Here is a 24,013-nt window from a genome sequence, read left to right as displayed (position 1 = left end):
CACCCTGTTTGTTTTTAAGGAACTGCAAAATGATGGTTCTCTATTCGGGCACGACCTGCCCGTTTTCTCAGCGTTGCCGACTCGTCCTGTTCGAAAAGGGCATGGATTTCGAGGTGCGCGATGTCGACCTGTTCAACAAGCCGGAAGACATTTCCACCATGAATCCGTATGGCCAGGTGCCTATCCTGGTCGAGCGGGACCTGGTGCTGTACGAATCAAACATCATCAATGAATACATTGATGAGCGCTTTCCGCATCCGCAGCTGATGCCGGCCGATCCGCTGATGCGGGCAAGGGCGCGCCTGATGCTCTTCAATTTCGAAAAGGAATTGTTCATCCACGTCCATACGCTGGAAAACGAGAAGACGCGCGCGACCGACAAGGCTCTGGAAAAGGCACGCTCGGAAATCCGTGACAGGCTTACGCAACTCGCGCCGCTGTTCATCAAGAACAAGTACATGCTGGGTGATGAGTTCTCGATGCTCGACGTCGCCGTCGCGCCGCTGCTGTGGCGCCTGGATCATTACGGCATTGAATTGTCGAAGACGGCTGCGCCGCTGATGAAGTATGCGGAACGCATCTTCTCTCGTCCTGCATATATCGAGGCGTTGACGCCATCGGAAAAAGTGATGCGTCGATAACAGACTTCGCGTCATTGTCGGTGTTGGCATCGGGCGGCCAGGCATCATGGCGGGCCGGCCCGCATAACAACGCCATATGATGTTCCAGCCGGACCATGAACCATGCAAGAAACCTCCACCAAACCCTATCTGCTTCGGGCGATTTACGAGTGGTGTACCGATAACGGCTACACCCCGTATCTTGCGGCGATGGTCGACAAGCATACCCAGGTGCCGCTGGAGTTCGTGAAGAACAATGAGATCGTTCTGAACATCAGCTTTTCCGCGACCAGCGGATTGAAGATGGGCAACGATTTCATCAGTTTCCATGCCCGTTTTGCCGGAGTCTCGCGCGAGATATTCGTCCCGGTCGACAATGTCGTCGCGATTTATGCGCGGGAAAACGGCCAGGGCATGGCATTCGAAGTCACCAGGAAACAGGATGCGGCGGATGCTCCGGCACCAGCCGAGGCGCCTTCGCTTTCCGCAGTGCCAGCGCCTTCTGGCGGTGAAGAGCAGACAAAGGGCGATGATGGTCCGGAAGACCATCCCGAGCCCCCGAAAAAAGGCGGCCGTCCAACGCTTACCCGAATCAAATAACGTATAATCGCGATCTTTCGCCGGCTTAGCTCATCAGGTAGAGCACATGATTTGTAATCATGGGGTGGCGGGTTCGAGTCCTGCAGCCGGCACCAAGATTGCCAATTCCGCACCCAGCCTCATGGCTGGGTTTTTATTTGGGCACGTCTTTCAGGTTTGCCTGGTGCATCAGCACTATCGGAGCCAGGCATGCACTAGGGTACAAGCCGATACGGTTCGATTATCGGTTCAACAGGTCGGAATGATGCATTGCACGATAGACATCCCGACAATTTCCGGTCATGATCACGCCTACAAAAATCTATCCCTTAAGGGAAGGCTGAGGAGACTAAGCAAAGCCTGCTACCGATTACGGTAGCGGGCTTTTCTTTTTCGCGGTGTCTTACCGAGCATAGCCTCTTAAGTTCAAAGGAGCGCAGGTATTCTGGCCGCCTTACCCGATCATGGCCGATCGTATCGGCTCGGCATGCCGAGCCGGTGAGCTTAGCCCCTGCCGGACCTCAGGGGATCGCGTTCGGCGCTTCATGTGGGAAGTCCAGTGCCTGCGCCACGCCGGCGGCATAGGCCGGATCGGCCCGGTAAAAATGATCCAGCTGCTTGCGCTTGATATCGTTCGGCACGCTGGCAATCGATGCCGCGATATTGCCGAACAGTCGCTGCCGTTGTCCATCGTCCATCAGGCGGAACAGCGCGCCGGCCTGACTGTAATAGTCGTCATCGACGCGGTGGTCATAGCGGTCTGCCGCGCCGCTCAGCGCCAGCGGCGGCTCGCTTGCATTCCTGTCCTGTTCGAAGCTGCCGAAACGGTTCGGCTCGTAATTCGGCATGCCGCCGAGATTGCCATCCACGCGCATGCCTCCGTCGCGATGGAAGCTGCCGTGATACGGGCAACGCGGCGCGTTAACCGGAATTTGGTGATGATTCACGCCCAGGCGATAGCGCTGCGCATCGCCATACGAGAACAATCGTCCCTGCAGCATGCGATCCGGCGAAAAGCCAATGCCGGGCACCACGTTGGCTGGGGTGAATGCCGATTGCTCGACTTCGGCAAAATAATTTTCCGGGTTGCGGTTCAACTCGAGTACGCCGACTTCGATCAGCGGATAGTCCGTATGCGGCCAGACCTTGGTGAGATCAAAAGGGTTGATGCGATACGCATTGGCGTCGCGCTCGGGCATGACTTGCACGCACATGCGCCAGCGCGGGTAATTGCCCTGTTCAACGTTGTCGAACAAATCCTGTTGCGACGATTCGCGGTCGTGGCCGATCACCTCGAGCGCCTCTTCGTTGCTCCAGTTCGCAATGCCTTGCAGCGACTTGAAGTGAAACTTGACCCAGAAGCGTTCGTTGTCGGCATTGATGAACGAGAAGGTATGCGAGCCATAGCCATGCATCTGCCGATAGTTCTGCGGAATGCCGCGATCGCTCATCAGGATCGTGATCTGGTGCAGCGATTCCGGGTGGCGCGACCAGAAGTCCCAGGCAGCGGTCGGATTGCGCAGATTCGTCTTCGGGTCGCGCTTCTGCGTATGGATGAAGTCGGGAAATTTCAGTGGATCGCGCACGAAGAACACTGGCGTGTTATTGCCGACGATGTCCCAGTTGCCTTCCTCGGTGTAAAACTTCACCGAGAAGCCGCGCACATCGCGCTCGGCATCAGCCGCGCCGCGTTCGCCAGCAACGGTGGAAAAACGCAGGAAGAGGTCGGTCGTCTTGCCGATCTGCGAGAACACCTTCGCCTTTGAATAGGCCGTGATGTCATTGGTGATGGTCAGCGTGCCGTAGGCGCCTGAACCCTTCGCATGGACTCGGCGCTCGGGAATGACTTCGCGGTCGAAATGGGCGAGCTTCTCGAGGAACCAGACATCCTGCAGCAGCAACGGACCGCGCGGGCCGGCGCTCAGGGAATTCTGGTTGTCGGCGATGGGAGCGCCGGCTGCGGTGCTTAATTTCTTCATGTTCACTCTCGGTGGTTGGTGTCGGACATGCCTTGCGGCCCGGACTGCATGCGCCTCCTGCAGCCTGTCCTCCCTGCAAAAAGCACCAGCGCATTATTCGGGAAGCACCGAGATAGATAAAGATAATTAATTTTATGAAACTGATAGCCTGTCGTGTCGGTGCAAGATCGCTATTCGCTTCCGCTCGGACTCCAGAAGGCTTGCCGAACATCGGGCGAGGCGAGCAGCCGGTCGATCAATCGGTCGAGCAAAGCCGCATCGACTGAAGTGCTGGGCAGCGTGGCCCGGATTTCCACTTCGTCGCTGCTGAAGGAGCGCATGACGAGATCGCTGATCGGATAATCGCTTTGCGCGAGCTCGGTATCCAGCATGGCAAGCACAGTTTTTCCTCGTTCCCGGCTCGTTACGACATGCACGACGCTGCTCATCTCCACCGCGGTAGCATCGAGTGGTTTGCGATTGATGGCATCGACAACCGGGCGCAGCAGGGTATTGGCGCACAGCACGAACAGCGCACCCAGTGCCGCTTCGAGTATCAGGTCGGCACCTGCGCAAGCGCCGATAGCGGCAGAGCACCACAGGGTTGCGGCCGTGTTGATGCCGCGCACATTCCCTTCCTCGCGCATGATCACGCCGGCACCGAGAAAACCGATTCCGGACACGACGTACGCCACTACATGCAGCGCACCATCCGCACCATGCAGACGGTTCGCCAAATCCACGAACATTGCCGCGCCAACTGATACGAGCACATTGGTGCGTAAGCCGGCGGTACGTTGCCGGTATTGCCGTTCGAGGCCGATCAATGCCCCAAGTAGAAAGGCGGAGAAGAGGCTGATGAAGCTGTCCCGCAGCGACAGCAAATCGATGTTGTGGATGGCTTGCATGTCACCCCTTGCGTTTGGGCGGTTTGATGCGCAACGCTGATTCAACCTTCGAATACCCGTTGCAACTGCGCAAGATCATAAGGCTTCTTCAGCATGATGGCTCGTTCGCCGCGCATATCTACCGTATCGCCGTAACCGCTGGCAAATACCACGCGGATATCCGGTCGCAAATCCCTGGCCTGCCTGGACAGCGCAATGCCATCCATGCCCGGCAGGTTGATATCGGTGAACAGCCAGTCGAACTCCTGATGACGGAGCATCTCCAGCGCTGTTTCAGCATCCTCGGCACAACTCGGATGTTGCCCGATCATCGTCAGCAATTGGACGGACATCTGGCGCAAATCCGGATCGTCCTCGACCACGAGTATGTGCTGTGCCGACCCTTGCCGCGCCACTTCAAAAGCCGTCGCGACGCGGTCGGCACGCCGATCCAGCAACTGCCTTACCCTGCGCGCCAACTGATCGCGACGATAAGGCTTGCTCAGCAATTCCACGTCGGCCTCAAGCTTGCCGTCGCGCACCATCGCATTGCGGGTATAGCCGGAAGTGAACAGGACAACGATGCCCGGATGTCTCTCGCGCGCGCGTTGCGCCAGCTCGGGGCCGCGCATACTGCCCGGCATGACGACATCGGTAAACAGCAGATCGACATGCGGCTCGTGCTCCAGGATCATGAGCGCTCTGTCGGCATCGGTGGCATGCAGGACCCGATAGCCAAGCATGGACAAGGTCGCCACCACGATGTCACGCACGCCGGCATCGTCTTCCACCGCGAGCACGGTTTCACTGCCGCCAGGCAGTGGCGCGGCGGTATCCGCGTCGGCGTCGTGTGTCGGCAGATCCTGCTGTGCTTCCAGCGAACGCGGCAGGTAGATCGACACCGTCGTGCCGCGCCCGACTGCGCTGTCGATATCGATGTGTCCGCCGCTTTGCCGCACGAAGCCATAGGCCATCGACAAGCCAAGTCCGGTGCCCTTGCCTTCGGGCTTGGTGGTAAAGAAGGGTTCGAATGCCTGTTCGATGATTTCCGGCGGCATGCCGGTGCCGGTGTCGGCCATCGTGAGCGTCACGTAGTCGCCCGGCGGCAGATCCGGATGCGTGGCCACATGCGCCGCGTTGAGCGTGGCATTGGCCAGCCGGATCGTCAGGCTGCCGCCTTCCTCCATCGCGTCGCGCGCATTGATGGCGAGATTGAGGATGACGTTTTCGAGCTGCCAGGGGTCGACCTGGGTATTCCACAGCGCGTCATCGACGACGGTCGTCAGACGGATGCCGCCGCCCAGCGCGCGCCGCAGCAGCGCATCGATGTTGACCAGCAAGCGGCCCAGGTGGATCACCATCGGCTGCAGCGGCTGTTTTCGCGCGAATGCCAGCAGCTGCGAAGACAGGCGCGAGCCGCGCTCGGTGGCAGCCAGCGCGCTGAGCAGCTGCGTGCGTTGGGTGTCATCAAGGCGGGCATCGCGCGCCAGCATGTCGAGGTTGCCGGTGATGATCTGCAGCACATTGTTGAAGTCGTGGGCGACACCGCCGGTGAGCTGGCCGACTGCTTCGAGCTTTTGCGCATGGAACAGGGCCTTGCGCGTGTCTTCGAGCGCCTGCCGTCTTTCGGCTTCCCGCCGTTCCGCTTCCTTGCGGCTGTCGATGTCGGTATGGGTGCCGATGATGCGCAGGGGCTTGCCGTCCTCATCGCGGCTGACCGCCATGCCGCGTGCCAGCAGCCATTTCCAGCTGTCGTCCTTGCAGCGCATCCGATATTCGGCGATGTAGGCGGGCGTGCGGCCTTCGAGATGGTCGGTGATGGCGGCAAGAGTCTGGTCGCGGTCATCGGGATGCAACATGCCCAGCACATCGCCGACCCGGTTGGACAGCTCGTTGTCGGCATAGCCGAGCATTTCTTTCCAGCGCCGGGAATAAAAGATTTCTCCGGTGCGGTAGTCCCAGTCCCACAGGCCGTCGCCGGCGCCTTCGAGCGCGAATTTCCAGCGGAATTCGCTGTCGCGCAATTCGCGCGTCATGTTCATTGCCAGCGCCATCGCGCGGCTGCGGCTGGAAGCCAGCGTCCAGACCAGTGCAGCCAGGAGCAGACTGGTAACGATGCCGGCGTCGCGGATGATGCCCGGCGTATCGCTGGCCATGCGCTCACGCAGCGAGGGCGTGGCACGGATGTCCAGCAGCCACGGATGGCCGGCGGTTTCGATATGGCGCTGCGCGCGCAGCATGCCATCGTCCCAGGGTGTCGACTGATCGCCGGCGCAGCCGTACAGGCAGGCTGCATTGCTAACCGATTGGCCATCGTAGATGCGAATGTCGAGGTCGGCTGAGCGTTCGCCGCCCAGGCCACGCATGAAGTCGTAGCTGCGAAATGCCGCATAAGTCCAGCCGATCAGCGCCGCACGACGCTCGGCGGCGCTGCCCGCCGGCATGTCCTTGCGGTAAATCGGTAGATACATCAGGAAACCCGGCTGCGTGCCATACCCGTTTTCCTGCACCAGCGTCACCTTGCCAGTCAAGGCGACGCTGCCCGAGTCGCGCGCACGTTCCATTGCCGCGCGGCGCACCGGATTGCTGTACATGTCATAACCAAACGCGCGCTGATTCATCGGAGAAAACGGCTCCAGCTCGCGCACCGCGGTATAGATCTCGCGCGGGCCGCTCGGATGTACCGCGTAATCGGGAAATCCTTGGGCCTGGATCGCCGCGACGTGCGCGGCCAGCCGGTCGGGCATCACCAGTTCGGAAATGCCCAGCCCCTGGATGCCGGGATAGTGCTGTTCCAGGCCCAGCGACTGCACATAGTCATGGAATATTGCGCGCTGGGGCGTTACCGATCCTTGCAGAAAGCCACGCATGCCGCGCAACACCTGTTGATAGGTATCCATGCGCTGCTGTATGCGTTCGGCGGTTTCCCGCACCCGGAAATCAAAGTCGGCGCGCACATTGCGCTCGACGACGTGCTGCGCATTGCGCGACAGCACCGCGGTGAGACCGAGCGTGATGATCAGCATCGCGATCGCCAGCAGGACCGGGCCATGTCTGCCCGTGAATGGCTTGCGGGAAAAACTCATGGATGCGCTGCACGAGGCCGGCAGGCCGCAGCAATTGTGCGAAAGCGATGATTGTAGGCGCTAGGCATCCGGCCGCTTTCCCGACGTCGCAGCTTCTTTGCGGATTTCGGGCACGCCGTTAAGACTTCATTCCCTGCCAGCGCGGCGCGAGCTCGTGCGCGATGCCGTACAGGTCGAGCACGCGGCCCAGCGTATGGTCCACCATTTCCTCGATGTTTTGCGGCCGGTGGTAGAAGGCGGGAAGCGGCGGAAACACGATGCCGCCCATCTCGGTAACCGCCGTCATGTTGCGCAGATGGGCCAGGTTGAACGGGGTTTCGCGCACCATCAGCACCAGGCGCCGGCGCTCCTTCAGCACCACATCGGCGGCGCGGGAAATCAGGTTGTCGGACAGGCCATGCGCAATCGCGGCCAGGGTTTTCATCGAGCAGGGCGCGATGATCATGCCGTCGGACTGGAACGAGCCGCTCGCAATCGACGCGCCGATGTCGCGGATGTTATGCGCCACGTCGGCCAGCGCCTCGGCCTCGCGCCGGTTCATGCCGAGTTCCTGGTGCAGATTCAGCACGCCGGCCTCGGACAGCAGCAGATGGGTTTGCACGTCGGCGCGCTCGCGCAGGGCCTGCAGCAGCCGCACGCCGTAGAGCGCGCCGGACGCGCCGGTGATGGCGACAATCAAACGCCGGGGAGGGGCCCCGGCGCTGGTTGCGGTGTCGTCGATCGCCGGCACCGGTTGCCTTACTTCTGCAGCAGCGACTTCAGTTCGCCGGACTCGTACATCTCGGTCATGATGTCCGAGCCGCCGATGAATTCACCGTTCACATACAGCTGCGGAACCGTCGGCCAGTTCGAATAGTCCTTGATGCCCTGGCGGACTTCCGGATCTTCCAGCACGTTGACGGTGACGATGTTGTCCACGCCGGAAGCCTTCAGGATCTGAATCGCGCGGCCGGAAAAGCCGCATTGCGGGAACTGTGCCGTGCCTTTCATGAACAGCACGACCGGATTGCCGGTCACGGTTTCTTTAATCCATTGCTTCACATCGCTCATGGCTGCCTCTCAAGGGGTAATAGGGGTATAGGGGAAAAGGGAAATAAGGGGGGACTGCGAACGTACCCGCCATTATAGGTAAAACCGCCGGACAGCGCCGGCGGTCCTTTCTGCTTCGGGCTTGGAGGGCCTGTTAGCGCTTGAGCTTGGCGAATGCCGCAGCCATGGCGCCGGCCGGCTGCGCTTCGACGCGTTTGCCATGCTGCGCCAAGCGTTTGGCGTCATTGCGGTCGGCGCGCTGCTCGGGCCGGCTGCCGGGCGTCGGCGCGCTGTCGGACAAGCGCATGGTCAGCGCGATGCGCTTGCGTTTCGCGTCCACCTCCAGCACCTTCACCTTCACCACCTGGCCGGCCTTGACCACGCTGTGCGGATCCTTCACGAAGCTGTTGGACAAGGCCGAGATGTGCACCAGGCCATCCTGATGCACGCCGATATCGACGAAAGCGCCGAATGCGGCCACGTTGGTCACCACGCCTTCGAGCACCATGTCCGGGCGCAGGTCGCTGATCTCTTCGACGCCTTCCTTGAAGCTTGCCGTGGTGAATTCCGGGCGCGGATCTCGGCCCGGCTTTTCCAATTCCTTCAGGATGTCGGTCACCGTCGGCACGCCAAAGCGCTCATCCGCGTATTTCGTCGGAGACAGCGCCCCGAGCAGGCGGCTGTCGCCGATGACGGTTTTCACATCCTTCTTCAGGTCAGCCAGGATCTTTTCCACCAGCGGATACGATTCCGGGTGCACCGCCGAGGCATCCAGCGGGTTCTCGCCAGCCATCACCCGCAGAAAGCCCGCCGCCTGCTCAAAGGTCTTTTCGCCCAGGCGCGGCACCGCGCGCAGCGCCGCGCGCGAGCTGAACATCCCCTTGGCTTCGCGATGGCTGACGATGCTCTGCGCCACGCTCGCATTCAGGCCCGACACCCGCGCCAGCAGCGGCGCGGAAGCGGTGTTCACATCCACGCCGACCGCGTTTACGCAATCCTCGACCACCGCATCCAGCGTGCGCGCGAGCTGGCTCTGGCTGACGTCATGCTGGTACTGGCCCACGCCGATCGACTTCGGATCGATCTTCACCAGCTCGGCCAGCGGATCCTGCAGGCGGCGCGCGATCGATACCGCGCCGCGCAGCGACACATCGAGTTCGGGCAATTCGCGCGACGCATATTCCGACGCCGAATACACCGACGCGCCCGCTTCGGACACGACGATCTTGGTCAGCTTCAGTTCCGGGTGGCGCCGGATCAGGTCCTGCGCCAGGCGATCGGTTTCGCGCGACGCAGTGCCATTGCCGATGGAGACCAGCGCCACATTGTGCTTGGCCGCCAGCAACGCCAGCTGGTGGAGCGAGCCTTCCCAGTCATTGCGCGGCTGGTGCGGATAGATGGTGGCGGTGTCGACCACCTTGCCGGTGGCGTCCACCACCGCGACCTTCACGCCGGTGCGCAGACCCGGGTCCAGGCCCATGGTGGCGCGCGATCCGGCGGGCGCGGCCAGCAGCAGCGATTTGAGGTTGGTGGCGAATACCCGGATCGCTTCCTGCTCGGCCTGCTCGCGCAGCGCTCCCATCAGCTCGGTTTCCAGATGCATGGCCAGCTTCACGCGCCAGGTCCAGCGCACGGTGTCGGCAAGCCACTTGTCGGCCGGCCGGCCCTTGCTGGCCACGCCGAAGCGGCCGGCGATGCGCGATTCGCAGGGGTTCAAGGGCGCGTCCCACTTCGGCTTTTCCTCTTCGCTGTCCAGGCGCATCGTCACGTTCAGCATTTCCTCGCGCCGGCCGCGGAACAGCGCCAGCGCGCGGTGCGACGGGATGGCGCCGATCGGCTCGGAATAATCGAAGTAGTCGGCGAATTTGGCGCCAGCATCTTCCTTGCCTTCGATGACCTTCGATTCCACCACCGCATGCTCCTGCAGATAGGCGCGCAGCGCGGACAACAGCTCGGCATCCTCGGCGAAGCGTTCCATCAGGATCTGGCGCGCACCGTCGAGCGCAGCTTTCGCGTCCGCCACGCCCGGATTCTCGCCGTTGTCCGTGCTGAATGCCGGTTTCAGGTATTTCTGCGCTTCGGCTTCCGGCGAAAGCAGCGGGTCGGCGAGCAGAGCTTCGGCCAGCGGCGCCAGGCCCGCTTCGACGGCGATCTGCGCCTTGGTGCGGCGCTTCTGGCGGTAGGGCAGGTACAGGTCTTCGAGGCGGGTCTTGTCTTCGGCCAGGCTGATTGCCTGCAGCAGTTCGGGCGTCATCTTGCCCTGTTCCTGGATCGAGGCGATTACCGCGGCGCGACGGTCTTCGAGTTCGCGCAGATAGCGCAGCCGTTCCTCGAGCAGGCGCAATTGCGTGTCGTCCAGCCCCCCGGTGGCTTCCTTGCGGTAGCGGGCGATGAAGGGAACGGTGGCGCCTTCATCCAGCAGGGCGATGGCGGCGGCGACCTGCGCCGGCCGGGCGGCCAGTTCATTGGCCAGGCGTTGTTCGATGGAAGGCAGCATGATGAAAGGAAGAAAAACGGGAGCGGTGGATGATACGCAATCTGGCTGCGGGAGGGTAGGTTGGGTTGCCAGGCTTGGCAAGCTGTCCGCGGGCAATGGGTCCTTGGGTTTGGCGTAGGGTGGGCATAGCCCACGCGTCTGTTCGACCACCGCGTGGGCTGCGCCCACCCTACGTCTTATGCGACCAGGCGCCCGCCCGACGCGCGCTCGATCCCGGCCAGGTCGCGCCAGCTCTGAACTTCGGCAAAGCCGCGTGCTGCGAGCAGCGAGCGCACCGCTTCGGCCTGGTCGTAGCCATGCTCCATCAGTAGCCAGCCGCCATCGGCCAGATGCGCCGACGCGCCCGAAACAATGGTTCGCAGTGCGCTCAGGCCATCGGCATGGTCGGTGAGCGCATCGACCGGCTCGAAGCGCAGATCGCCCTGCGCCAGGTGCGTATCGCCAGCGACGATGTAGGGCGGATTGGAAACGACCAGATCGAAGCGCATGGCCGGCAGCGCGGCATACCAGTCGCTCTGCAGGAATTCGACGCGCACGCCATGACGCTCGGCATTGCCGCGCGCCACCTCCAGCGCCGCAGCGCTGGCGTCGAGCGCGGTGAGATGGGCGTCCGGCCGCGCATGGGCGATGGCCACCGCAATCGCCCCGGAACCGGTGCCCAGGTCCAGCAGGCTGCCGCCTTCGGGCAGACGTTCGATTGCCAGCTCCACCAGCAGCTCGGTCTCCGGACGCGGAATCAGCACCGCCGGTGTCACCCGGAATTCCAGGCCATAAAACTCGCGGCTGCCGGTGAGATAGGCGATCGGCTCGCCAGCCTGCCGGCGCAAAAGCAATTGCGCCAGCAGCTCGCGCTGCGCCGCATCCGGCACCTGTTCCGAACGCGTGATCAATTGCACCCGGCTGAGGCCCAACGCATGACACAGCAGGATGCGGGTTTCCAGCGGCGGCAGCGTGCTTAGCCGCTCGATCTGCGCAATCGACAGTCCGGCCAGCGATGCGGCATCCATCATGCTTATTTGGCCCGGCGCAGCGTCGCGAAGGCCAGCAGCACGGCGAACAGCGCGAACCACAGGAAAGACCATTGCGGAATCGACAGGCCGAGGATCGGCGGATATTCGGTGGTGCACAGGCCGTCTGCCTGGAACAGGAAGGGCAACAGGCGCGCGGTCGGGATCGTGTTCAGCGGCGTTTCCAGCGGATCGATGCCGCAGGACGTGCCGGGATGTGCCAGGATCCACACATGGTGGCCGGCAATGCCGGCGCCGATCAGCGCGGTCAACAGGCCAAGTCCGGCGCCGATGCGCCGGCCGCCTTCCTGGCGTGCCGCGGCCACCAGGCAGACGATCGCCAGCACCAGGAATGCATAGCGCTGCAGTACGCACAGCGGACAGGGCGGCATGTCCTTCACATGCTGCAGATACAGCGCCTCGCCCAGCAGCAGCAGGGAAATGATGGCGACGGCGAGCAATACGGAGCGAGAGGCGCGCATGGTGGGATTCCGTTGAGATTGAAGGGAGAAGGTCAGGCGTCTTCGGCCAGCGCTGCCAGCTGTTCCGCCTGGTGTTCGGCCATCAGGGCGCTGGTCAGTTCGTCCAGGTCGCCATCCATGATGAAGTCAAGTTTGTAGAGCGTTAGATTGATGCGGTGATCGGTCATTCGACCTTGCGGGAAATTATAGGTGCGAATGCGCTCGCTCCGGTCGCCGGAGCCGATCAGGGATTTGCGCGTGGCCGCTTCCTCGGACTGCTGCTTGCGCAGCTGCACATCCTTCAGACGCGTTGCCAGCACCTTCATCGCCTGCGCCTTGTTCTTGTGCTGACTGCGGTCATCCTGGCATTCGACCACGATGCCGCTCGGCAGATGGGTGATGCGCACTGCCGAGTCGGTCTTGTTGATGTGCTGGCCGCCGGCGCCGGAGGCGCGGAAGGTGTCGATGCGCAGATCGGCCGGGTTGATGTCTACATCGCCGATTTCATCCGCTTCCGGCATCACCGCCACCGTGCAGGCCGACGTGTGTATCCGGCCCTGCGTCTCGGTCGCCGGCACCCGTTGCACCCGATGTCCGCCGGATTCGAATTTCAGGCGCGAATACGCGCCAAAGCCGACGATGCGCACAATGACTTCCCGATAGCCGCCCAGCTCCGACGCCGATTCCGACACCATTTCCACCTGCCAGCGCATGCGTTCGGCATAGCGGGTGTACATGCGCAGCAAATCGCCGGCGAACAGCGCCGATTCATCGCCGCCGGTACCGGCGCGGATCTCGAGAAAGATGTTGCGTTCGTCGTTCGGATCCTTGGGCAACAGCATGCGCTGCAAATCCTTCTCCAGGGCTTCCATGCGCGAGCGCGCGGCGGCGATTTCTTCCTGCGCGAATTCCTTCATGTCGGGATCGGACAGCATGTCCTGCGCGGCCGCAACATCGCTGCCGGCGCCCACATACTGGCGGTACAAGGCCACCAGCGGATCGAGCTCCGCATGCTCGCGGTTGAGCCGCCGGTAGTTGTCCATGTCGGCGGTGACATTTTCCTGCATCAGCAGGCTGCTGACTTCTTCCAGTCGGTTGGCGAGCTGGTCGAGCTTGGCAAGCATCGATGGCTTCATGGCGTCTCTGAGGCGAAAGGGGAGAATGCGGCCGGTAGCCGCGCGGAATGCGAAGCGGGGGCGGCGCTAGCGCCGGGTGCGGAACAGCTGCGGCAACAGGCTTGCCAGGCGCGCGCGCTCGTCGCCCTGTGCCTGGTGCAGCGCCTGCTGCGGACCGTGCAGGAATTTCGCGGTCAGGCCACGCGACAGCGCATCGAGCACGGTGTCGATATCTTCGCCGCGTGCCAGCAGCCGGCGCGCACGTTCCAGCTCGGCCAGGCGCATTTGTTCGGTGTTCTCATGCAGTTCCTGGATCACCGGCACCACGGCACGACTTTCCAGCCAATGCATGAACGATTGCACCCGGGTTTCGATGATCGCCTCGGCTGCGGTCACCGCGGCCTGGCGATTTTCCATGCCGGTTTGCACTGCGGCGCCGAGATCATCGACGGTGTACAGGAACACATCGTCGAGCCGGCCGATTTCGGCTTCGATATCGCGCGGCACTGCCAGATCGACCATGAACATCGGTCGGCGGCGGCGCGCCTTGATGGCGCGCTCCACCATGCCAAGTCCGATGATCGGTAGCGACGACGCGGTGGAAGACACGACGATATCGAAATTCGCCAACTGGTCTGGCAGGTCGGCCAAGCGGATCGCCTGGCCATGCAGGCGGTGCGCCAGCGCTTCGCCGCGTTCGAGCGTGCGGTTGGCAATCGTGACCGATTTCGGGTTCTGCGCGCAGAAATGCGTCGCGCACAGCTCGATCATTTCGCCGGCGCCAATGAACAGCAGGCGCTGGTCGGCGATGTTGTCGAAAATGCGTTGCGACAGACGCACCGCCGCGGCGGCCATCGACACGCTGTGCGCGCCGATCTCGGTAGCGGTACGCACTTCCTTGGCCACGGCAAAGGTGCGCTGGAACATCTGGTGCAGATAGGTGCCCAGTCCGCCGGCGGCTTCGGCCTGACGCACCGCATCCTTCATCTGGCCGAGAATCTGCGCCTCGCCGAGCACCATCGAGTCGAGGCCGGAAGCCACGCGGAAGGCATGACGCACTGCATTGTCCTGCGGCAGCGTGTACAGATAAGGACGCAGCTCGGAGTAGGGCATGCCGTGGTATTCGGCGAGGAAGTAGGCGATGGCGTCGATGCTGCTTTCGGCATCACCCGCCGGCTGGTAGGCGGAATACAGTTCGGTGCGGTTGCAGGTGGACAGGATTGCCGCTTCGCCGCCGCTCTTGGCGTTGCGTCCAAACCACGCACGCGCCGCCGCCACCGCGTGACCGATGGTATCTGCCGGAAACGCAACGCGTTCCCGCAGAGCGAGCGGAGCGGTGTGGTGATTGAGGCCGACGGCGAGAAGTTGCATTGCTGGGCGAAAGCGCGAAAAGAGCGCCATTATAGCCTGACGCTCTTCATCCCGCCTGTTACCGAACAGCGGGCTTTTTCAATGAAATCAAGCCTTATCAGCTCTGCATTTGCTCGAGACGGTAGCCGTAGCTGTAGACCGGAGCCAGGCGGAAACCATGTTCCGGCCGCAATTGCAATTTGCTGCGCACCCGCGATACATGGGTATCCATCGTGCGCGACGGCACCTGGATATCGCGCGCCCAGACCGCTTCGAGGATGTAAGCGCGCGACAGTGGCCGACCGAGGTTGCGGAAAAACAGCAGTGCCAGGTCGAATTCCTTTTGCGTGACTTCGATCGGCTTGCCCTGCATCGTCACGCGGCCGGTGCGTGCCTGGAATATATAGGGACCAAACTGGATCTGCTCGGCTTCGTTCTGCGCTGGATAAGCGCGCCGCAGCAATGCCTGCACCCGCGCCACCAGTTCGCCGCGACGTATCGGCTTGATCATGTAGTCGTCCGCGCCGGCGGCGAGGCCGGCGACGATATCGTCTTCACTCGATCGCCCGGTGATAAACAGCACCGGCAGCGTCGGCGACAGTTTTTCACGCACCGCCCGCAACACTTCCTCGCCGCTGGCATCCGGAACCTGCCAATGGATGATCAGCATGTCGAAGCTGTCACGTCGGAGATTGGCCAGCATGTCTCTGCTGGTGGAATAGGAGTGGCAGGAATGCCCCGCAGAAGAGAGCACCTGGCAGACCAGATCGGTCTGACTGCGATCATTATCGAGTACGGCAATTCTCATAACGGTAGCGGATGAGTGGAAGAGCGTTGAACGACAATCGGTTTGACTGCCGGTTATCTTGTCTTAATGTAAATCAAATTGCAAGGTAACAATATTTCACACTATCAATTTATTTTCAAGCTTGTTCGACACAATACTCCAAGGAAAAAACAATTTGTAACCATTCGTCAATCGAACATAAAGCGCAGGTTTAGTAACGACAACATTCCTTTGTATTCATGATTTTTGAAAAAAATCCGCACGGCAATCCGGTTAACACAGGAACAACGCGTGCACTCAAGACTTTCAGCACGGTTTTCCCATGCGTCGTATTCGAAACAAACAAAAAAATTAAATTCCTTTTGAAAACAAACTGAGTTAGTGCTGCTATGATTTTACAGTTCGACTATCGATCAATAATGTCGTCTTTAGAACTATAAAGCGTCGGCGGGTGGCGTGCTTGCAACCACCTCAGACATCCGAGCCATGCAGAACTGTCGATGCAGGTGATGCGTTATTGCCGCCTTCTCCGCCAGCCTGTAACCGGTAGTAGGAAGGAGCTCAGCAGTGGCAAATATTCCGAGCGAACGGGAACGTTTCAGCCAGCGTCTTCAGCAGACACTTCGCAATGCACATCATTCCCCGGATAGTCCCACCGAACTGGCACGGGAATTCAATATCCGTTTTAGCGGGCGGCCGATCACCGTGCATGCGGCAAGAAAGTGGCTGGTGGGCGAGGCCATTCCGACACAGGACAAAATGCGCACCCTGGCCGACTGGCTGATGGTGCCAATCGACTGGCTGCGCTTTGGTACCGAAGACGAGCGCGGCGATGCGCCGCCCACCTCGCTGCAGGCGAATTCAATCGACATCAAGCTCATCGCCGACATGCAGTTGCTGGATGAGCATCATCGGCAGATCGTGCGCGAGTTCGTGCGCATACTGATTCGTACCAGTCGTGCCCGGCACGATGATAGTGAGCAGGGCACAGCCGCCAGGCAAGCCTGAGTTCCCATGACTCGCCATTGCGGGATGCGATAATCGCGATCCCTTTCCCGCTACTGGAAGCTGATCGATGAATTCCGAACCGGGCGGCGCGTTGCCGGGCGCCGCCGCATCCCTGTTGCGCGGGCGCCGCGGCCGTCATCGCGGCTTGTCATTCAACGGACCCGGTGTGCGCTGACCCCGTCATGCCGGCGCACGAATCCCTTCCATTCCTGCGGGAAGCCCTGCTGTTCCTGGCGCTGGCCGGCATGCTGATGCCGCTGCTGCAGCGCCTGAAAATCAATCAGGTGCTCGGTTTTCTTGCCGCCGGCGTTGTAGTCGGTCCCTACGGCGCGGGATTGTGGATCGCCGAGCATCCATGGCTGGCGCGCGTGGCTTTCCTGCGTCCCGAGGGCGTAGCACCGCTGGCCGAATTGGGCGTGCTGTTCCTGATGTTCATGATCGGCCTGGAATTGTCCGCCGCCCGGCTGTGGGCGCTGCGGCGCTGGGTATTCGGTGCCGGCAGCGCACAGGTGCTCTTGTGCGCGACGGCCATTGGCCTGTGCGCTCGTGCCTTTGGCAATCCGGGCGCCGCGTCGCTGCTCCTCGGCCTGGTGCTGTCGCTTTCCTCGACCGCGGTGGTGATGCAACTGCTATCCGAGCGCCGGGCGCTGGGCTATCCGCTCGGCCAGGCGGCATTCTCTATCCTGATGCTGCAGGACCTTGCGGTGGTGCCGATCTTTATCCTCATCAGCGTGCTCTCCGGCGGCCAGAGCAACTGGCTGCCGCTTGCCGGCGCCGCGCTGGCGAAGTCGATAGGCGCCATCCTCGTGATCTACCTGGCCGGCCGTCCGGCGGTGCGCTTGCTGCTGCGCACCTTTCTGCGTCAGCGCCAGCCGGATGTCTTTGTGGCGCTGACGCTGCTCATCGCGCTCGGCATCGCCGCGCTCACCGCTCTAGCGGGCCTGTCGCTGGCGCTCGGCGCCTTCCTGGCTGGGCTGCTGCTGGCCGAGACCGAGTTCCGGCATGAAATGGAAACCGTGATCGCGCCGTTCCGCAGCCTGTTGATGGGCCTGTTTTTCCTGTCGGTCGGCATGCAGACCGACCTGCGCGCGCTGGCCGACACGCCGCTATGGCTGCCGCTGTCCGTGCCCGGACTGTTCGCGATCAAGGCGTTCTTTACCGGCACGATCCTGCGCATCGGCGGCTTTTCCTGGGGACGCGCACTCGAAGGCGGACTGTTGCTCGGGCAGGGCGGGGAATTCGCGTTCATCGTCGTGGGCCAGGCAGTGGCGGCGCATCTGATGAGTCCGGCGCTCGGGCAATTCATCATGCTGGTGGTGGCTTTCAGCATGTTCGCCACGCCGCTGGCCTGGCGCGCCGGTCGCGCCTTCGGCGACTGGTGGCAATTGCGCCATCCGGACACGGCGCTGCGCCGCGAAGAGCCGCTGCCGGAAGGGCATGTGGTGATCGTTGGCTTCGGCCGCGTCGGCCGCATGCTGGCGCAGATTCTCGACGGCCAGGGCACGCCCTATGTCGCCATCGACAACGATCCGCAGCTGGTGACCTCGCTGCGCGGCGGCGGCGGCCGGCTGCATTACGGCGACGCCGGCGCCCATGCACTCTTGAAAACGCTGCATGCGGAAAGCGCCGCCGCCATCGTGCTGACGATGGACGACTCGGCATCGGCGCTGCACACGACCCTGGCGATACGCCGTGACTTCGCCAGCGTGCCGATCTTTGCGCGCGCCCGTGATGAACGTCATGCCGGCGCGCTGCTGCGTGCCGGCGCAACTCAGGTGGTGCCGGAGACGCTCGAATCCGGTTTGCAGCTGTCCGGTTTCGTATTGCAGCGCCTGGGTTTTCCCGACAGTGCGGCCGCGCAGGTCATCGACGAGGAACGCGAGCGCCGCATCGCGCAGACCCGGCCGCGCAAAGCCTGATGAAGGCGGCGCAGGAAATTTCTGGAGGAATGCCGGGCGTACCAAGAGTTGTGTTGACGAAACGCCATACCTCACCGAGTATCCCGAGTTACCTTCACGCTTCCTCTTCCAGTCAAATCGAGCAGCGCTCAAAACTGCTGCCGGCAGAATCGAATCAATGAATACGTTCCCCATCCGGGTTGATCATGATTGAAATGCGCCTTCGTCCGCGCGTGCTCGTCATCGATGACCAGGAAATTTCAGCCGGACTGGCATGCGACATGCTGTCGGCCGAGCCCGATATCAGCATCGAGGCGCTGTACGAATCCTCCCTCTCCCTGGAAAAGGTGCGCGACTTCTCGCCCAGCGTAATCCTGGTCGATGTCTGCATGCCCGGCGTCGATGGTTTCGCCGTGATCGCGCGACTGCGAAAGTCTGCTGAAGGCGCGGCCATCCCCATCATCCTGCTGTCCTCCGAAGACGCGCCCGAACGCAAGGCGCAGGGCTTTGCCGCGGGCGCGAATGATTACCTGGTCAAATGGCCGGCGCGCGCCGAGCTGGTGGCCCGGGTGCGCTATCACTCGGATGCGCATTACGCACGCGTGGAGCGCGATGCCGCCTATGCCTCGCTGCAGAGCAGCCAGGCGCAGCTGCTGCAGCGCACGCGCCAGCTCGAACTGAGCCAGGCCGCGCTGCACCAGGCGCAAAAGCTCGAAGCGATCGGCCAGCTCACCGGCGGCGTGGCGCACGACTTCAACAATGTGCTGCAGATCATCAGCGGCAACCTGCACCTGCTGCGCGAAGGCGCGGTCGACAGCGCGGGCGCGCGGCGCATCGATGCGGCGATGTCCGCGGTCCAGCGCGGCGCCAGCCTGGCTTCGCAGCTGTTGGCCTTCGCGCGCCAGCAGCCGCTGCAGCCGTTGGTGGTCAAGCTCGACGGCATGATCCGCAACATGCATCAGATGGTGCATCGCACGCTGGGTGACGATATCGAAGTCTCGACGGTGGTCGACGACGATCTGTGGAACAGCCTGGTCGATCCGAGCCAGTTCGAAACCGTGATCCTGAATCTGGTCATCAATGCGCGCGACGCGATGGATGGCCATGGCCGGCTCACGCTGCAGGCGACCAATGTGGTCCTCGACAACGCTTATGTCGACGCGCATCCGGAGGTCAAGCCGGGCGAGTATGTGCGCATTGCCGTTTCCGATACCGGCTGCGGCATGACACCGGAGTTGATCGACCGCGTGTTCGAACCCTTTTTCACCACGAAGCGTCCCGGTCGCGGCACCGGGCTCGGCTTGTCGATGGCCTATGGTTTCGTACAGCAGAGCGGCGGCCACATCGATATCGAAAGTCGCGTCGATGCAGGCACCACGGTGACGGTCTATCTGCCGCGCTGCACCGGCGAAGTCGAGCCCATGCCGGACATGCACGCGGGCAGGGTGCTCGGCGGCGAGGAAAGCATCCTCGTGGTCGAAGACGACCATGCGCTGCGCGACACCGTGGTGGCCATGCTCACGGGCCTCGGTTATCGCGTGGCGCAGGCGCATGATGCGCTGTCGGCGCTGCGCCTTCTGGAAGGCGGCCGTCGCTACGACCTGCTGTTCTCCGACGTGGTCATGCCAGGGCCCATGCATGCGACCGAGCTGGCCGAGCGCGCAAAGGCGCTGCTGCCGGACATCGAAGTGCTCTATACCTCCGGCTATGCCGAACATGCGATCACCCATGGCGGCCGGCTCGATCCCGGCGTATCACTGCTGTCCAAGCCCTACCGCCATGAGCAGCTCGCACGCAAGCTGCGGCAGCTGCTGGACGCCCGCGCCGAACGTCTTGCCGAGCGCAGCGCCGACGGCAAGACGCCGCGTGTGCTGATGGTCGAAGACAATGCCGACCTGCTCGATCTGACCATGATGATGCTGGCCGAACTCGGCCATGAAGGCGTGGGCGTGGGCAGCGCCGAGGAAGCCCTGGCAATGCTGGAGCGCGAGCGCTTTGGCATGCTGATGACCGACATCACCTTGCCGAAGATGTCCGGCATCGAACTGGCGCGCCGGGTGCGGACCCGGCATCCGGCAATGCCGATCGTGGTGGCTTCCGGCTACGGCCGCAGCAATGAGCTCGATGGCCTGGATGTGGCTTATCTGAAAAAGCCCTTCCAGCTGGCTGAGCTGGAAGGCGTGGTGGCGGCGGGATTCAGAAACGTCAGCGCCTGATGGATTGTGCAGCGCGCAGCCTCACTCGACATGGCGCGCGTTCATGCGGATTGCGAGCGCAGCGCGAAATCGAGCGCGATGCCGGCGAACATCGCTGCGCCCAGCCAGTTGTTGTGGCGGAAGGCGGCGAAGCAGGGCATGCGCTCGCGGCCGCGAATCAGGAAGTAATGGTAGATCGCCATGCCGGCCGCGCAGAGCATGCCGATGAGGAAGATCGTGCCAAGACCTGCAGCCAGGCCAACCAGGGTGAACAGCGCCAGGCTCGCCGCATAGCACAGCATCACGGCCAGCACATCGTAGCGGCCGAAGGTAATTGCCGATGTGCGTATGCCTATCTTCAGATCGTCGTCCCGGTCCACCATCGCATATTCCGTGTCGTAAGCCAGTGCCCAGAAGATGTTCGCCGCCAGCATCACCCAGGCTTCCGGCGGCACCCGGTCCTGCACCGCGGCGTAGGCCATCGGTATGCCAAAGCCGAAGGCGATGCCCAGATATGCCTGCGGCAAGGCAAAGAAGCGCTTGAAATACGGATAGGTCGCGGCGATGATGACAGCCGCTACCGACAGCTCCTTCGTCAAGGCATTCAGCGGCAGGATCAGCAGAAAGGCGATGAGCGAGAGCCCGGCTGCGATCGCCAGCGCTTCCCAGGCGCGGATGCGGCCGCTGGTCAGCGGACGTTCCGCGGTGCGCTTGACGTGGCGATCGAAGTCGCGGTCGGCATAGTCGTTGACGGCGCAGCCGGCCGAGCGCATCAGCAGCGTGCCGATCACGAAGATCGCAACCAGACTGGGCGCGGGATGGCCTTGCGCGGCAAGCCACAGTGCCGAGAGCGTCGGCCACAGCAGCAGCAGGCTGCCGATCGGCTTGTCCATGCGGACCAGGCGCAGGTAGAGATGGAATCGATTCATCGGAAGCAAGTGAAGTGAGAAACAAGGGTAGCGGGCGCAGACCCGGATTATAGATGGCACGAATGACAGTGGACCGACGGGTTGAATCGTCACCACGGCGTCATGCGCAGTCATTAACATGCAGCATCTTTTCGGAGGAGACTCGACATGCAACACAAGATCAGCAAACTGCGCGGCGCAATGGCCGCCATCACCCTGCTCGGCGCCAGCGGCCTGGCACAGGCCGCCACCGAAGTCACCTGGTGGCACTCGATGACCGGCGCGCTCGGCGACCGCGTCGTCGCGCTGGCCGATGAATTCAATCGCGGCCAGAGCGATTACAAGATCGTCCCGGTATTCAAGGGCAATTACGATGAATCGATGGCCGCAGCCATCGCGGCCTACCGCGCCGGCAATGCGCCGGACATCCTGCAGGTGTTCGAAGTCGGCACCGCGACGATGATGTACTCCAAGGGCGCGATCGTGCCGGTGTCCGAGGTGATGAAGCGCGGCGGCGAGAAGTTCGACACCTCAGCCTACATTCCCGCAGTGGCCGGCTACTACACCTCGCCCAAGGGCGAGATGCTGTCCTTGCCGTTCAACAGCTCGACCACCGTCTTCTTCTACAACCGCGACATGTTCGCCAAGTCCGGCCTCGATCCGAACAAGCCGCCAAAGACATGGGAAGAAGTCGTGGCCGCCGCGGCCAAGATCAAGGCCAGCGGCAATGCCTGCGCCTTCACCACCGGCTGGCAATCGTGGACGCAGCTGGAAAGCTTCTCGACCTGGCACAACGTGGAATTCGCGTCCAAGAACAATGGCTTCGGCGGCCTGGATGCGCGCCTGAAGTTCAACAGCCCGCTGCATGTGCGCCACATCGGCAACCTGGCGAACTGGGCCAAGCAGGGCTACTTCACCTATGCCGGCCGCAAGACCGAGGCCGAGTCGAAGTTCTATTCCGGCGAATGCGGCATGCTCACCTCGTCGTCCGCTGCCTACGGCAACATCGCCAAGAATGCCAAGTTCAAGTTTGGCGTCTCGCAGCTGCCGTATTACAGCGATGTCCAGGGCGCGCCGCAGAACACCGTGCTCGGCGGCGCTTCGCTGTGGGTCATGAATGGCAAGAAGGCCGACGAGTACAAGGGTGTGGCGAAATTCTTCCAGTTCCTGTCGCGCCCGGAAGTGCAGGCGAAATGGCATCAGGAGACCGGCTACCTGCCGATCACCAAGGCCGCCTATGAAGCGACCAAGGCTTCCGGCTTCTATGAAAAGAACCCGGGCACCGACGTCGCGGTGCAGCAGATGATCGTCAAGACCACCGACAAGTCGCGCGGCATCCGCCTGGGCAATTTCGTGCAGATCCGCACCATCATCGACGAGGAACTGGAAAACGTCTGGACTGGCAAGAAGACCGCGCAGCAGGGCCTGGACGACGCGGTCAAGCGCGGCGATGAGCAACTGGTGAAGTTCCAGCGCGCCAACGGCGGGCAGTAAGAAGAAAGGCGCGGACGTGGTCCGCGCCTCGCATTGCAGCATTGCCGGCGGTCCGGCTTGTCCGTGCCGCCGGCTTTAGCTTTTCAGTCTTCCTCGGGCTGCGCATCCGGCAGCATCTGCGCGCCGTGCAGATTGCAGGCCAGCACCGCCTGGCGCACCGCCTCGATCGCTTGCGGCCGGGTGAAGCTCTTGCGCCAGGCAATGACCACGCGCCGTGACGGCACCGGTTCCTCGAACGGGATGTAGCGCAGCATGCCGCCCTGTTCCTGCATGTCCGGCACTGACGCCGTGGGCAGCACCGTGATGCCGATGCCTGATGCCACCATGTGGCGGATGGTTTCCAGCGATGAGCCTTCGAAGCTACGCGCGATGCCGTCGCCGGAGGTCGAGAAGCGCGACATCTCCGGGCAGACTTCCAGCACCTGGTCGCGGAAGCAATGGCCGTTGCCAAGCAGCAGCATGGTCTCGGCCTTCAACGCATTCGAATTGATGGCCGCATGCTGCGCCCAGGGATGCTGACGCGGCACCGCGACCACGAAAGGCTCGTCATACAGCGGCTGCACCAGCAGGCCCGGATGCGGAAAGGGCAGGGCCATGATCGCCGCATCCAGGTCGCCCTGGCGCAGCATCTCGATCAGCTTGGTGGTGAAGTTTTCCTGCAGGATCAGCGGCATCTTCGGTACCCGCTCGATCATGGTCTTCACGAGTTGTGGCAACAGGTAGGGCGCGATGGTGTAGATCACGCCCAGGCGCAGCTGGCCGACCAGCGGGTCCTTGTTCTGCTTGGCGATTTCGCGGATGGCCGCGGTCTGCTCCAGCACGCGCTCGGCCTGGGCCACGATCTGCGCGCCCAGCGGCGTGGTGGAAATCTCGGAACCGCCGCGCTCAAAGATGATCACGCCGAGTTCATCTTCGAGCTTCTTGATAGCCACGGAGAGCGTCGGCTGCGCGACGAAACAGGCTTCGGCCGCATGGCCGAAGTGCTTTTCGCGGGCGACCGCGACGATGTATTTCAATTCAGTGAGCGTCATGGGGCGCCATCATGACACAGCTTGCGCATGGAGGCGTTCGCACTTTACGGCAGTTCGTAGGTTGGGCTGACAAGCCCAACGTGAAGCTCGATCAACCGCCGGC

General features: G+C 62.4%; 19 protein-coding genes and 1 tRNA gene. 7 read left to right on the top strand and 13 right to left on the bottom strand.

Annotation, left to right across the window (positions count from 1 at the left end; all coding sequences use genetic code 11):
- The first annotated feature begins 29 nt into the window (after positions 1 to 29).
- The 3 genes from JJB74_RS04005 (at position 30) to JJB74_RS03995 (ending at position 1,315) form a co-directional block, all read left to right on the top strand.
- Positions 30 to 641 carry a glutathione S-transferase N-terminal domain-containing protein gene (locus JJB74_RS04005; protein ID WP_200590495.1) on the top strand — a complete coding sequence of 204 codons (612 nt, stop codon included), beginning with the start codon at positions 30 to 32 and terminating at the stop codon, positions 639 to 641.
- Between the two features lie 102 nt (positions 642 to 743).
- Positions 744 to 1,220, top strand: coding sequence for a ClpXP protease specificity-enhancing factor (locus JJB74_RS04000; protein WP_200590494.1), 477 nt, complete (start codon positions 744 to 746; stop codon positions 1,218 to 1,220).
- Between the two features lie 19 nt (positions 1,221 to 1,239).
- A tRNA-Thr gene (locus tag JJB74_RS03995) sits at positions 1,240 to 1,315 on the top strand.
- A 405-nt stretch (positions 1,316 to 1,720) separates the two neighbouring features.
- Here the strand turns inward: JJB74_RS03995 and JJB74_RS03990 are convergent.
- From JJB74_RS03990 to JJB74_RS03940, 11 genes are all read right to left on the bottom strand, one after another.
- On the bottom strand, positions 1,721 to 3,178 hold the full coding sequence (locus tag JJB74_RS03990; protein WP_200590493.1) for a catalase: 1,458 nt from the start codon (positions 3,176 to 3,178) through the stop codon (positions 1,721 to 1,723).
- Between the two features lie 170 nt (positions 3,179 to 3,348).
- Positions 3,349 to 4,065: an MgtC/SapB family protein gene (locus tag JJB74_RS03985; protein ID WP_200590492.1), complete on the bottom strand. Its 717-nt coding sequence runs from the start codon at positions 4,063 to 4,065 to the stop codon at positions 3,349 to 3,351.
- A 41-nt stretch (positions 4,066 to 4,106) separates the two neighbouring features.
- Positions 4,107 to 7,130 (bottom strand): CHASE domain-containing protein, encoded by a 3,024-nt coding sequence (locus JJB74_RS03980; protein WP_200590491.1) that lies wholly within the window; start codon positions 7,128 to 7,130, stop codon positions 4,107 to 4,109.
- Between the two features lie 118 nt (positions 7,131 to 7,248).
- A complete protein-coding gene (locus JJB74_RS03975) occupies positions 7,249 to 7,860 on the bottom strand; it encodes a UbiX family flavin prenyltransferase (protein WP_325170082.1) in 612 nt (203 codons plus the stop codon).
- Positions 7,861 to 7,868: 8 nt separating this feature from the next.
- Positions 7,869 to 8,180: a Grx4 family monothiol glutaredoxin gene (grxD, locus tag JJB74_RS03970; protein ID WP_200590490.1), complete on the bottom strand. Its 312-nt coding sequence runs from the start codon at positions 8,178 to 8,180 to the stop codon at positions 7,869 to 7,871.
- A gap of 133 nt (positions 8,181 to 8,313) precedes the next feature.
- Positions 8,314 to 10,656 (bottom strand): Tex family protein, encoded by a 2,343-nt coding sequence (locus tag JJB74_RS03965; protein ID WP_200590489.1) that lies wholly within the window; start codon positions 10,654 to 10,656, stop codon positions 8,314 to 8,316.
- Between the two features lie 176 nt (positions 10,657 to 10,832).
- The gene (gene prmC / locus JJB74_RS03960) at positions 10,833 to 11,666 is read right to left on the bottom strand and encodes a peptide chain release factor N(5)-glutamine methyltransferase (RefSeq protein WP_200590488.1); all 834 of its coding nucleotides are present in this window, start codon (positions 11,664 to 11,666) and stop codon (positions 10,833 to 10,835) included.
- 2 nt (positions 11,667 to 11,668) lie between these two features.
- The gene (locus JJB74_RS03955; RefSeq protein WP_200590487.1) at positions 11,669 to 12,145 is read right to left on the bottom strand and encodes a disulfide bond formation protein B; all 477 of its coding nucleotides are present in this window, start codon (positions 12,143 to 12,145) and stop codon (positions 11,669 to 11,671) included.
- A 32-nt stretch (positions 12,146 to 12,177) separates the two neighbouring features.
- Positions 12,178 to 13,260, bottom strand: coding sequence for a peptide chain release factor 1 (gene prfA / locus JJB74_RS03950; protein ID WP_200590486.1), 1,083 nt, complete (start codon positions 13,258 to 13,260; stop codon positions 12,178 to 12,180).
- Positions 13,261 to 13,326: 66 nt separating this feature from the next.
- Positions 13,327 to 14,610, bottom strand: coding sequence for a glutamyl-tRNA reductase (gene hemA, locus JJB74_RS03945; protein WP_200590485.1), 1,284 nt, complete (start codon positions 14,608 to 14,610; stop codon positions 13,327 to 13,329).
- A 97-nt stretch (positions 14,611 to 14,707) separates the two neighbouring features.
- Positions 14,708 to 15,397, bottom strand: a complete 690-nt coding sequence (locus tag JJB74_RS03940; RefSeq protein WP_200590484.1) for a response regulator transcription factor — start codon at positions 15,395 to 15,397, stop codon at positions 14,708 to 14,710.
- Positions 15,398 to 15,943: 546 nt separating this feature from the next.
- Between JJB74_RS03940 and JJB74_RS03935 the strand changes: the two genes are divergently transcribed.
- From JJB74_RS03935 to JJB74_RS03925, 3 genes are all read left to right on the top strand, one after another.
- A complete protein-coding gene (locus JJB74_RS03935) occupies positions 15,944 to 16,384 on the top strand; it encodes a hypothetical protein (protein ID WP_234483650.1) in 441 nt (146 codons plus the stop codon).
- Between the two features lie 182 nt (positions 16,385 to 16,566).
- Positions 16,567 to 18,303 (top strand): cation:proton antiporter domain-containing protein, encoded by a 1,737-nt coding sequence (locus JJB74_RS03930; protein ID WP_200590483.1) that lies wholly within the window; start codon positions 16,567 to 16,569, stop codon positions 18,301 to 18,303.
- A gap of 185 nt (positions 18,304 to 18,488) precedes the next feature.
- Entirely contained in the window at positions 18,489 to 20,498 is a 2,010-nt protein-coding gene (locus JJB74_RS03925) for a response regulator (protein WP_200590482.1), read from the top strand.
- Positions 20,499 to 20,539: 41 nt separating this feature from the next.
- Here the strand turns inward: JJB74_RS03925 and ubiA are convergent, their stop codons facing one another.
- Positions 20,540 to 21,406 carry a 4-hydroxybenzoate octaprenyltransferase gene (gene ubiA / locus JJB74_RS03920; RefSeq protein ID WP_200590481.1) on the bottom strand — a complete coding sequence of 289 codons (867 nt, stop codon included), beginning with the start codon at positions 21,404 to 21,406 and terminating at the stop codon, positions 20,540 to 20,542.
- Positions 21,407 to 21,586: 180 nt separating this feature from the next.
- On the opposite strand from ubiA, the gene ugpB reads away from it, so the two are divergent.
- The gene (gene ugpB, locus JJB74_RS03915; protein WP_234483940.1) at positions 21,587 to 22,879 is read left to right on the top strand and encodes a sn-glycerol-3-phosphate ABC transporter substrate-binding protein UgpB; all 1,293 of its coding nucleotides are present in this window, start codon (positions 21,587 to 21,589) and stop codon (positions 22,877 to 22,879) included.
- Positions 22,880 to 22,962: 83 nt separating this feature from the next.
- Here the strand turns inward: ugpB and JJB74_RS03910 are convergent, their stop codons facing one another.
- A complete protein-coding gene (locus JJB74_RS03910; protein ID WP_200590479.1) occupies positions 22,963 to 23,910 on the bottom strand; it encodes a hydrogen peroxide-inducible genes activator in 948 nt (315 codons plus the stop codon).
- Between the last annotated feature and the right edge of the window lie 103 nt (positions 23,911 to 24,013).

Source organism: Noviherbaspirillum pedocola (genome assembly GCF_016632335.1).
In the GTDB taxonomy this organism is placed as follows: Bacteria; Pseudomonadota; Gammaproteobacteria; order Burkholderiales; family Burkholderiaceae_D; genus Noviherbaspirillum_A; species Noviherbaspirillum_A pedocola.
The sequence above is the reverse complement of the archived record's forward strand: the minus strand, read 5'-3'. Positions and strand labels throughout refer to the sequence as shown.

Bases quoted from the DNA above. Each gene is read 5' to 3' on its own strand.
- ugpB (WP_234483940.1), top strand. From the start codon at position 21,587: ATGGCCGCCATCACCCTGCTCGGCGCCAGCGGCCTGGCACAGGCCGCC.
- JJB74_RS03980 (WP_200590491.1), bottom strand. From the start codon at position 7,130: ATGAGTTTTTCCCGCAAGCCATTCACGGGCAGACATGGCCCGGTCCTG.
- JJB74_RS03965 (WP_200590489.1), bottom strand. From the start codon at position 10,656: ATGCTGCCTTCCATCGAACAACGCCTGGCCAATGAACTGGCCGCCCGG.
- JJB74_RS03925 (WP_200590482.1), top strand. From the start codon at position 18,489: ATGATTGAAATGCGCCTTCGTCCGCGCGTGCTCGTCATCGATGACCAG.
- JJB74_RS04005 (WP_200590495.1), top strand. From the start codon at position 30: ATGATGGTTCTCTATTCGGGCACGACCTGCCCGTTTTCTCAGCGTTGC.
- JJB74_RS04000 (WP_200590494.1), top strand. From the start codon at position 744: ATGCAAGAAACCTCCACCAAACCCTATCTGCTTCGGGCGATTTACGAG.
- JJB74_RS03955 (WP_200590487.1), bottom strand. From the start codon at position 12,145: ATGCGCGCCTCTCGCTCCGTATTGCTCGCCGTCGCCATCATTTCCCTG.
- JJB74_RS03985 (WP_200590492.1), bottom strand. From the start codon at position 4,065: ATGCAAGCCATCCACAACATCGATTTGCTGTCGCTGCGGGACAGCTTC.
- JJB74_RS03940 (WP_200590484.1), bottom strand. From the start codon at position 15,397: ATGAGAATTGCCGTACTCGATAATGATCGCAGTCAGACCGATCTGGTC.
- JJB74_RS03990 (WP_200590493.1), bottom strand. From the start codon at position 3,178: ATGAAGAAATTAAGCACCGCAGCCGGCGCTCCCATCGCCGACAACCAG.
- prfA (WP_200590486.1), bottom strand. From the start codon at position 13,260: ATGAAGCCATCGATGCTTGCCAAGCTCGACCAGCTCGCCAACCGACTG.
- JJB74_RS03930 (WP_200590483.1), top strand. From the start codon at position 16,567: ATGCCGGCGCACGAATCCCTTCCATTCCTGCGGGAAGCCCTGCTGTTC.
- prmC (WP_200590488.1), bottom strand. From the start codon at position 11,666: ATGATGGATGCCGCATCGCTGGCCGGACTGTCGATTGCGCAGATCGAG.
- JJB74_RS03910 (WP_200590479.1), bottom strand. From the start codon at position 23,910: ATGACGCTCACTGAATTGAAATACATCGTCGCGGTCGCCCGCGAAAAG.
- hemA (WP_200590485.1), bottom strand. From the start codon at position 14,610: ATGCAACTTCTCGCCGTCGGCCTCAATCACCACACCGCTCCGCTCGCT.
- ubiA (WP_200590481.1), bottom strand. From the start codon at position 21,406: ATGAATCGATTCCATCTCTACCTGCGCCTGGTCCGCATGGACAAGCCG.
- grxD (WP_200590490.1), bottom strand. From the start codon at position 8,180: ATGAGCGATGTGAAGCAATGGATTAAAGAAACCGTGACCGGCAATCCG.